The 11,076-nt window shown below is 73.5% G+C and carries 1 protein-coding gene; it reads right to left on the reverse strand.

All coding sequences use genetic code 11. The features are described 5' to 3' along the window. Positions 1–23 precede the first annotated feature (23 nt). Entirely contained in the window at positions 24–11,066 is an 11,043-nt protein-coding gene (locus tag IE302_RS08990) for a type I polyketide synthase (protein ID WP_191253721.1), read from the reverse strand. Between the last annotated feature and the right edge of the window lie 10 nt (positions 11,067–11,076).

Consider the following 11,076-nt stretch of genomic DNA (forward strand, 5'->3'; position numbering starts at 1 on the left):
TCCTGAGTGTCTGTCGGCGGATGTCAGCGCGGGCCGAACTCGTCGTCGATCAGCGCGAGGAGGTCGTCCGGGGAAGCGGCGTCGAGGTCGGCGGTGGCGTGCGCGGGCTTCTTCGCCGTCCAGGCCGCCACCAGCCGCTTCAGCCGTCCGTCGATCTCCGCGTCGCCGGGGTCTGCCCCGTCGAGCAGCGCTTCGAGCCGGGTGATCTGTTCGGTCACCGCGGCGCCCGCGCCGGTCTCGGGGGCGAGTTCGGTCTGGAGGTACTTGGCCAGCGCGTCGGGCGCCGGGTAATCGAAGACGACCGTCGTGGGCAGGGTGAGGCCGGTCGCGGCGGCCAGCGCGGTCCGGAACTCGACCGCGGTGAGCGAGTCGAACCCGAGGTCGAGGAAGCCGCGGCCGGGGGCGATCGCGGCCGCCCCGGCGTGTCCGAGCACGGCCGCGGCCTGTCCTCGCACCAGGTCGAGCAGCGCGCGTTCCTGCTCGGACTCTGCCAGTCCAGTGAGCTTGAGCCGCAGCGCGCCGGCGTCGGCGGCCGCGGCGGTGCGCCGGACCGCGGGCACCAGATCGCGCAGGACGGGCGGGAGCTGCCCGGCAGCGGCGGCGTCGGCGAGACCGGACTTGTCGAGCTTCACCGGGACCGACGCGGCCACGTCCGCGGCCAGTGCCGCGTCGAACAGCGCCAGCCCTTCGTCCAGGCTGAGCGCGGGGAAACCGTTCCGGCTCAAGCGTTGCCCCGCCTGGGTGCCCAGCGCCCCGCCCATGCCGTCCGCCCAGCGGCCCCAGGCCAGCGAGCGGGCGGGCAGGCCGAGCGCCCGGCGGTGCACGGCGAGACCGTCGAGGAAGGCGTTGGCGGCGGCGTAGTTGCCCTGCCCGGCGTTGCCGAAGACCCCGGCGGCCGAGGAGAACAGGACGAACGCCGCGAGCTCGTGGCCCTTGGTCAGCTCGTGCAGATGCCAAGCGGCGGCGGCCTTGGGACCGAACACGGTCGCGAGCCGCTCCGGGGTGAGCGCGCCGACGAGGCCGTCGTCGAGGACACCGGCCGCGTGCACGACCCCGCTCAGCCGGGGGATCCCGGCCAGGACGGTTTCGACGGCGGCGCGGTCGGCGACGTCGCAGGCTTCGATCCGGACGCTCGCGCCGAGCGCCGTCAGCTCGTCGGACAACTCGGCCGCGCCCGGGGCGTCCGGACCGCGCCGGCTCGTGAGCACGAGTTCCGTGACGCCGTGTGCCTGGACCAGGTGACGCGCGAGGTGGGCACCGAGCCCGCCGGTGCCGCCGGTGACGAGCACCGCCCCGCCCGCCAAGGCCGGAGCCTCGGTGGCTTGAGCGCGCACCAGCGCCAGTTTCGGCGCGTACAGCCTGCCTTCACGCAGCAGCAGCTGGTCTTCGCCGGTGGCCAGTGCCTTGCCGAGGATCGCGGTGTCACCGTCGCCGTCGACGAGGACGAACCGGCCCGGGTTCTCCGACTGCGCCGCCCGCACCAGACCCCAGACCGCGGCGGCGGCCGGATCCGCACCGTCCTCTTCGGACAGTGCGACGGCACCGGCGGTCAGCACGACCAGACGGGTGTCCGCGTACTTCGGCTCGGTGAGCCACTCCTGCAGCGCGGCGAGCACGGTCGCGGTCGCCGAACGCGCCGCGTCGGCCACGTTCCCGGCCGGTTCGGCGAGTTCGAGCACGACCGCGCCGGGCAGTTCCGCGCCGACGTCCTCGCGGCGGGTCCACGACGTTTCGGTGTCGCCCGCCGGAACCGGCGCCCAGACGATCCGGTGCAGGGACTCGCTCGGCTCCGTCACGGCGGCCGGGCGCTCGCCGAAGGTCACCTCGGCGGACAGCACCGGGGCTCCCGCGAGGTCGAACACCGCCAGCTCCCCCGCCGGGCTCAGGTGCGCCCTGACGGTGGTGGCGCCGGTGGCGTGCAGGGTCACGTTCCGCCAGGCGACCGGCCAGCCGCGTTCGACCAGGACCGGGTCGAGCAGGCTCGGGTGCAGGCCGTACAGCTGCGCGCTGTCGTCCGGCAGGGTCAGCTCGGTCAGCGTGCCTTCCGGGACCCGCGGCGCCGGGGCCGGGGCGGCGACCAGGAATCCGGTGCCGTGCCGCTGCCAGCCGGCGCCGGACCGGGTGTGGACGGAGACCGGGCGGCGGCCGTCGTTCTCGGCGCCGACGGAGACCTGGACCTCGCGGTCGCCGGTCAGCGGCGCCTCGACGGCGAATTCGGCGAGGGTGCCCGCGCCGCTCTCGTCCCCGGCGCGGATTGCCAGTTCGACGAGCAGCGTGTCCGACGGGTCGGCGGGCAGGACACCGGTGCACAGGACCGAACCGTCGTCGGCCGAGGTCACGGCCGAAGCCAGGACCGGGTGACGCAGACCGCCTGCGACGCGTGCCACGGCGGGCTCGCGCAGCCAGTACCGCTCGTGCTGGAAGGCGTAGGTCGGCAGGTCGATCACGCGCGGCTTCGCGGGAGCGAAGAACGCGGGCCAGTCGACGTCGATCCCGCGGACGTGCAGCCGGGCCAGCGCGGTGACCGCGGTCCCCGGCTCGTCCTTCTCGTCGCGCAGGGCGGGGATCGCCTCGCCGGATCCCGCGGCCAGCGCCGAAAGCACCGCCGCCGGGCCGATTTCGAGGAAGGTGGTCACGTTCTCGGCCGAGAGGGCGGCGAGCGCGTCGGCGAACCGGACCGGTTCCCGCACGTGCCGCACCCAGTGGCCCGGGTCGGTCAGCTCGGTGGCGACAGCGCCGGTGACCGCCGAAACGACCGGGATCGACGGCTCGGCGTAGGTCAGGCTCCGCGCGACTTCGGCGAAGTCGTCGAGCATCGGGTCCATCAGCGGCGAGTGGAACGCGTGGGAGACGTCGAGCCGCTTCACCTTGCGGCCGCGGGCTTCCAGCGCCGAGGCGGCGGCGAGCACCGGCTCCTCCGCCCCCGAGAGCACGATGGCGTCCGGACCGTTGACCGCCGCGACGGCGACCCCGTCGAACTCGGCGACCTCGTCCTCGGTCGCCTGCACGGCGACCATCGCGCCGCCTTCGGGCAGCGCCTCCATCAGCCTGCCGCGCGCTTCGATCAGTTTCGCCGCGTCCTCCAGCGAGAACACGCCCGCGACGTGCGCGGCGGCGATCTCGCCGATCGAGTGCCCGGCGACGAACGCGGGGCGCACACCCCAGGACTCGAAGAGCCGGTAGAGCGCGACTTCGAGGGCGAAGATCGCGGGCTGGGCGGTCCCGGTCCGGCCGAGATCACCGTCGAGCGGAAGGAGTGCGGCGACCTCGTCGTAAGCCTTGGCGAACGCGGGGAAGGCCGCGTGGAGGCCCTGTCCCATGCCGAGCCGCTGCGATCCCTGTCCGGTGAACAGGAACGCGAGACGGCCGGAGGCGGGCTCGCCGGTGACGACGCCTTGGGCGGCTCCGCCCGAGGCGAGCGCCCGCAGCCCGGCGCCGGGCTCGCCGACGACGACCGCGCGGCACCCGTGGTGAGTACGGGTGGTAGCGAGGGAGAAGCCGGTGTCGACCGTGAAGTCCACAGTGGACAGGCGGGAAGCCTGTGCGGCCAGCGCGTCCGGCGTCCGCCCGGAAAGCAGCAGCGGCACCACGGGCAGCGGCCGCGAAGGCTCGGGCTCGGCTTCGGCCGGGGCCTGTTCGAGGACGACGTGGGCGTTGGTGCCGCTGATGCCGAACGACGACACCCCGGCGCGGCGGGGGCCACCGGTCTCCGGCCACGACGTCTGCTCGGTGAGCAGCGCGATGTCACCGGCGGTCCAGTCGACGTGCGGGGTCGGCTCGTCCACGTGCAGGCTCGCCGGGACGAGACCGTGGTTCATCGCCTCGACCATCTTGATGATCCCGGCGACCCCGGCGGCGGCCTGGGTGTGACCGATGTTGGACTTGACCGAGCCGAGCAGCAGCGGCCGCTCACGGTCACGGCCATAGGTGGCCAGCAGCGCCTGCGCCTCGATCGGGTCGCCCAGCGGCGTACCCGTGCCGTGCGCCTCGACGACGTCCACAGTGGACGATTCGACGCCCGCGTTCGCCAGCGCCGAACGGATCACGCGCTGCTGCGAAGGTCCGTTGGGCGCGGTGAGGCCGTTGGACGCGCCGTCCTGGTTGACCGCCGAACCCTTGACGACCGCGAGCACGCGGTGTCCGTTGCGGCGAGCGTCGGAAAGCCGCTCCAGCACCAGGATCCCGACGCCTTCGGCCCAGTTCGTGCCGTCGGCGGCCCCGGCGAACGGCTTGCAGCGGCCGTCCGGCGCTAGTCCGCGCTGCCGCGAGAACTCGACGAACATGTCGGGCGAGGCCATCACGTTGACGCCACCGGCCAGCGCCAGGGAACACTCCCCCGACCGCAGCGACTGCGCGGCCAGGTGGACGGCGACCAGCGAAGACGAGCAGGCGGTGTCGACGGAGACGGCCGGGCCTTCGAGACCCAGCGCGTAGGCGACGCGGCCGGACACGACGCTGCTGAAGGACGCGGTGCCGAGGAAGCCTTCGACCTGCTCGGGAATCGCGCTCAGCCGCGAGATGTAGTCGTTGGACAGGGCCCCGGCGAAGACACCGGTGCTGGTGCCGCGCAGGGAAGCCGGGTCGATGCCCGCCCGCTCCAGCGCCTCCCAGGAGGTCTCCAGGACCTGGCGTTGCTGCGGATCGATGGCCAGTGCCTCGCGCGGCGAGATCCCGAAGAACTCGGCGTCGAAATCGCCCGCGTCGTAGAGGAAAGCACCCTCGGAGGCGTAGGTGGTGCCGCGGTGGTCGGGGTCCGGGTGGAACAGCGAGTCCAGGGGCCAGTCGCGGTCGGCCGGGAAGTCCCCGACGCCGTCGCGGCCTTCGGCGACCAGCTGCCAGAGCTCGGCGGGCGAGGTGACCTCGCCCGGGTACCGGCAGCCCATGCCGACGATGACGATCGGGTCGTCGTGGGAACCGGACCCGGCCGTGGTGGGGGTGACCACGACCGGGGCCGGCGTTTCGTCCCCGACGAGTTCGCCGCGCAGGAAGACCTTCAGCGCGTCGGGCGTCGGGTGGTCGAAGACGAGCGTCGCGGGCAGCCGGAGACCGGTCGCGGCGCCGAGTCGGTTGCGCAGTTCGACCGCGGTGAGCGAGTCGAACCCGATTTCGTTGAACGCGCGGGTCGCGGCGATCCCGGCCGCGTCGGCGTGGCCGAGGACCAGCGCGACCTCGCGGCGCACCAGGTCCAGCAGCAGTTCGTCGCGGTCCGGCGCGGGCAGCCCGGCGAGTTTGCGCCGCAGTTCGCCCGCCTGCTCGGCGGTGGCGGTCTTGGCCTTCGCCCGGCCGGATCCGCCGACCAGCGCGCGGATGAGCGGCGAGATCGGGGCGTCGCTGCCGCGCACGGTCGCGCGGTCGAACTTGAGGCCGAGCAGGACGGCGTGGTCGAGGCCGACCGCGCGGTCGAACATCGCCAGGCCCTCTTCCGGGTCGATCGGCGGGAAACCGCTGCGGCGCATGCGTTCTTCGCCCGCGTCGCCGAGTTCGCCCTTCATGCCGCCGGACCACAGGCCCCACGCGACGGACTGCGCGGCAAGGCCTTCGGCGCGACGGCGGGTGGCGAGGCCGTCGAGGAAGGCGTTGGCGGCGGCGTAGTTGCCCTGCCCTGGGTTGCCGAGCACGCCGGCGGCCGAGGAGAACTGGACGAACCAGCGCAGCGGCAGGTCCGCGGTCAGCTCGTGCAGGTGCCAGGCGGCGTCGGCCTTCGGGGCGAGGACGCGGTCGAGGCGCTCGGAGTTCAGCGCGTCGATCGGGGCGTCGTCAAGGACACCGGCCGCATGGACGACGGCGGTGAGCGGATGCTTGCCGGGGATGGCGGCGAGCAGCGCGGCGACGGCGTCGCGGTCCGCGCTGTCACAGGCCGCGATGGTGACGGTCGCACCGAGGGATTCGAGCTCCTGCGACAACTCGGAAGCACCGGGGGCGTCAGGACCGCGACGGCTGGTCAGCAGCAGGTGCCGGACGCCGTACTCCGCGATCAGGTGCTTGGCGAGCATCGCGCCGAGACCACCGGTTCCGCCGGTGATCAGGACGGTGCCCTCGGGCTCCGGGCCGGGCGGGATGGTGAGCACGACCTTGCCGATGTGCTTGGCCTGGCTGAGCAGCCGGAACGCCTCCGGCGCCCGGCGGACATCCCAGACGCGGCGCGGCAACGGCTTCAGGACACCGCTCGCGAACAGGTCCAGCACTTCGGCCCACATGCGGGAGAACTGCTCGGGGCCCGCCTCGATGAGGTCGTAGGGCCGGTAGTGCACGCCGGGGTGCTGCGCGGCGACCTCTTCGGGATCGCGCAGTCCCGCCTTGCCCATCTCCAGGAACCGGCCGCCACGCGGCAGCAGCCGCAGGGACGCGTCCACGAAGTCACCGGTGAGCGCGTCGAGCACGACGTCGACGCCACGTCCTTCGCTGGTGGCGAGGAAATGCCGTTCGAAGTCGAGGGTGCGGGAGTTGGCGATGTGCCCGTCGTCCAGCCCGGCCTCGCGCAGCACGTGCTGCTTCGCGGGGCTGGCGGTGCTGTAGACCTCGGCGCCGAGATGGCGGGCGATCTGGATCGCCGCCATGCCGACGCCACCGGCGCCCGCGTGGACGAGGACGGACTCCCCCGCCTTCAGCCCGGCGAGTTCCTTGAGCCCGAAGTAGGCGGTGAGGAACACCAGCGGCACGGACGCGGCTTCCTCGTCGGTCCAGCCGTCGGGGATCCGCGCGCACATCGAGCGCTGCGCGGTGGTGATCGAGCCGATGCCGCCGATCGCGACACCCATCACCCGATCGCCGGGCACCAGGTCGTCCACTTCGGACCCGACTTCGAGCACGACACCGGCGATCTCGTTACCGAGCGGACCGGGCTCGCCCTCGAACATGCCGAGGACGTTGAGCGCGTCACGGAAGTTGAGGCCCGCGGCGCCGACGGCGACCCGGATGTGCCCGGGCTTGAGCGGTTCCAGGGCCTGGGGGCAGGGTTCGAGCCGCAGTTCCTCCAGGGTGCCGCGCGCGGCCATGCCGAGCCGCCACGCGGGTTCGGCGGGCGGGCTGAGTTCGTCGGTCCCGGGGACCGGCGATAGGCGCAGGGCGGCGAATCCGCCGTCGCGCAAGGTCAGCTGGGGTTCGCCGGTCGCCAGCGCGGCGGCGAGTTCGGTGCCGGTCAGGTCGCCGGTCTCGGTGTCGACGAGGACGACGCGGCCCGGGAGTTCGCTTTGCGCGGAGCGGCCGAGGCCCCAGACCGCGGCCGCCGCCGGGTCGACGCGGCCGGGACCGATCGCGGCACAGGTGACGAGGACGAGTTTCGCGTCGGCGAACCGGTCTTCGGTGGAGAACTGCTGCAGGACGGCGAGGACCTCGCGGGTGGCGATGCCGGCGCCCTCCGGGTCGGTGAACACCGGGAGGACGACGACCGGCGGCACGGCGCCGCCACCGACCCGTCCGTGGTACGCCCAGTCGATCTCAGCCGGGTCGGCCGGGGTGGGCACCGGGGTCCAGTCGAGGCGGAACAGCGAGTCGAGCCCAGGGGTCGCCGTGGTGACGGGGGCGAGTTCGCGCAGGGTCAGGGAGCCGATGGTGACGACCGGCGCGCCGGTGCCGTCCGCGGCGCGCAACGTGACGGCGCCGGACGCGGCCGGGGTGAGCTTCAGCCGCAGGGCGGACGCGCCGGTGGCGTGTAGGGTGACGTCCTGCCAGAGGAACGGCAGCTTGGCGCCGCCCGGCTCCTCGCTCATGAGGCCGATCGCGTGCAGACCGGCGTCCAGCAGCGCGGGGTGCAGGCCGAAGCGCTCGACGTCGGCCTTCGCGGTGTCTTCCGGCAACGCGGTCTCGGCGAAGATCTCCTCGCCGAGGCGCCAAGCGGACTTGAGGCCTTGGAAGACCGGGCCGTACTCCAGTCCGGCGGCGGCGAACACCGGGTAGACGTCGGCGACGTCGATCGCGACGGCGTCACGCGGCGGCCACTCGGCCAGCTCGAAGTTCGCGGCCGGGGCCTGCGGGGCCAGGGTTCCCGAACCGTGCAGCGTCCAGGCTCCTTCACCGGCGCGGGAGTAGACGGCGACGGCGCGGCGGCCGCCCTCGTCCGGGCCTGCCAGGACGACCTGGACGTCCAGCGGACCGGCCAGGACCATCGGCTCGCGCAGGGTGAGTTCTTCCAGATGCGCGCAGCCGGCTTCGTCACCGGCCCGCAGCGCGAGTTCGACCAGCGCGGTGCCGGGCACGATGACGGTGCCCGCGACGGCGTGATCGGAAAGCCAGGGGTGGGTCGACGGCGAGATCCGGCCGGTCAGCACGACCCCGGCGCCGTCGGCGAGCGGGACGGCCGCGCCCAGCAGCGGATGGGCGGCGTCGGCCAGGCCGAGCCCGCCCGGATCGCCGGTGCCGTGTCCGCCGCGCAGCCAGTAGTTCTCGCGCTGGAACGGGTACGTCGGCAGATCGATCGTGCGGGCACCGGTGCCCTCGTGGAACGTCGTCCAGTCGACGCGAGCACCGCGGACGTGCAGTTCGGCGAGCACGGTCATCGCCGTCAGGGCTTCGGGGCGGTCCTTGCGCAGCACCGGGACGACGAGGGTGCCTTCCGGCGGCAGCGTCCGCGCCGCCATCCCGGCCAGCACCGCGTCCGGGCCGATCTCGACGAACCGGGAAACCCCTTCGCCGCGCAGGAATCCGACGCCGTCGGCGAACCGGACGGGCTGCCGCACGTGGCGCGGCCAGTAGCCGGGCACGGTGACCTCGTCGGGTCCGGCGAGACGGCCGGTCACGTTGGAAACCACGGGGATCGTCGGCGTCCCGTGCGGGATCTCTTCGGCGATGGCGCCGAATTCGGCGAGCATGCCGTCCATCCGCGCGGAGTGGGACGCGTGGGAGATGTTGAGCCGCTTGATCTTCCGGCCGCGTTCGGCGAACTTCGCGGCCAGTGCCTCGGCGGCGGCCTCCTCGCCGGAGACGACGACCGAGTCGGGGGCGTTGAGCGCGCCGATGGCGAGGCCGTCGGTCAGTTCGGCGGCGACCTCCTCTTCAGTGGCCTGGATGCCGATCATCGCGCCGCCCGGCGGCTGCGCCTCCATCAGACGGCCGCGCGCGGTGATCATCCGCGCGGCGCCCGCCAGGTCCCAGACCCCGGCGACGTGGGCCGCGGCGAGTTCACCGGCGGAGTGGCCGACGACGTAGTCCGGCCGGGCGCCCCACGATTCCAGCAGGCGGAACAGCGCGACCTGCAGGGCGAACATCGCGGGCTGGGCGAAGGTCATCCGGTCGAGCAGCTTCTGGTCGTCGCCGAAGACGACGCCGGCCAGCGGACGATCGAGGTGCGGGTCGAGCGCGGCACACGCCTCGTCGAAGGCGGCGCGGTACGCGGGGAAGGTGTCGTAGAGCTCGCGGCCCATGCCGCAGCGCTGGGCGCCCATGCCGGAGAACAGGAACGCGGTGCGGCCGAGCAGCGGTTCGCCGGTGACGACGCCGGGGGCGGGTTCGCCCTCGGCGAGCGCGGTCAGCCCGGCCTTGAGGTCTTCCACGCCGGTGCCGACGATCGCGGCGCGGCTTTCCAGCGCGGTCCGCGTGGTGGCCAGCGACCAGCCGAGGTCGAGCGGGTCAACAGTGTCCACAGTGGACAGAAGTTCGGCGGCGGCGGCTTTCAGCGCGGCGGGACCACGAGCCGAAAGCGGCCACGTCTGGACGGCGGGCGGGGTCCGCTCCGGCTCCGGTGCCTCGTCCGACGGGGCCTGTTCCAGGATGACGTGCGCGTTGGTACCGCTCATGCCGAAGGACGACACCCCGGCCCGGCGCGGACGGTCGCCGGTGTCCCACGGCTTCGGTTCGGTGAGCAGTTCGACGGCTCCGGCCGTCCAGTCGACGTGCGGGGAGGGCTCGTCGACGTGCAGGGTGCGGGGCAGGACGCCGCGGCGCATCGCCTCGACCATCTTGATGATCCCGGCGGCACCCGCGGCGGCCTGCGTGTGCCCGATGTTCGACTTGATCGACCCGAGCCACAGCGGGGTTTCCCGCTCGCGGCCGTAGGTGGCCAGCAGCGCCTGCGCCTCGATCGGGTCACCGAGGGTGGTGCCGGTGCCGTGCGCCTCGACGGCGTCGACGTCGGCGGCGGTCAGCTTCGCGTTCTTCAGCGCGGCACGGATGACGCGCTGCTGGGCCGGGCCGTTGGGCGCGGTGAGGCCGTTGGACGCGCCGTCCTGGTTGACCGCGGAACCCTTGAGGACGGCGAGGATCCGGTGCCCGTTGCGGCGGGCGTCGGACAGCCGCTCCAGCAGGAGCATGCCCGCGCCCTCGGACCAGCCGGTGCCGTCGGCGCCCGCGGCGAACGCCTTGCAGCGCCCGTTCGGCGCCATGCCGCGCTGACGCGAGAACTCGACGAACGTCTCCGGCGTGGCCATCACCGTGACCCCGCCGGCCAGCGCGAGCGAGCACTCCCCCGATCGCAGCGCGTGCGCCGCGAGGTGGACCGCGACCAGCGACGACGAACACGCCGTGTCGATCGTGACCGCCGGGCCCTCCAGGCCGAGGGTGTAGGCGAGCCGGCCCGACAGCACGCTGTTGGACGAGCCGGTGCCCAGGAACCCTTCCACCTCTTCGGATCCGCCGTCGAACCCGGAGACGTACTCACTGCGCATCGCACCGGCGAACACCCCGGTGGCGCTGCCCTTCAGCGCGGCCGTGTCCAGCCCCGCCCGTTCGAACGTCTCCCAGGTGACCTCCAGCAGCAGCCGCTGCTGCGGGTCCATCGCGAGGGCTTCCCGCGGCGAGATGCCGAAGAAGCCCGCGTCGAATTCCCCGGCGTCGTGGAGGAATCCACCCTGATCGCTGTAGCTGGTGCCCCGGTGTTCCGGGTCCGGGTGGTACAGCCCGTCGGTGTCCCAGCCCCGGTTCGCCGGGAACCCCGTCATCCCGTCCCCGCCGCCGTCGACGAGGTCCCACAGTCCTTCCGGCGAGGTGACCCCGCCCGGGAACCGGCAGGCCATGCCGATCACGGCCAAGGGCTCGGAGCCGCTCTCCTCGGCTTCTCGCAGACGGCGCCGCGTCTCACGCAGTTCGGCGGTCAGTCGCTTGAGGTAGTCGAGCGTCCGCTCGTCGGTGGTCATGACGGTGGTC

It is taken from the genome of Amycolatopsis oliviviridis (genome assembly GCF_014654365.1).
Classification (GTDB): domain Bacteria; phylum Actinomycetota; class Actinomycetes; order Mycobacteriales; family Pseudonocardiaceae; genus Amycolatopsis; species Amycolatopsis oliviviridis.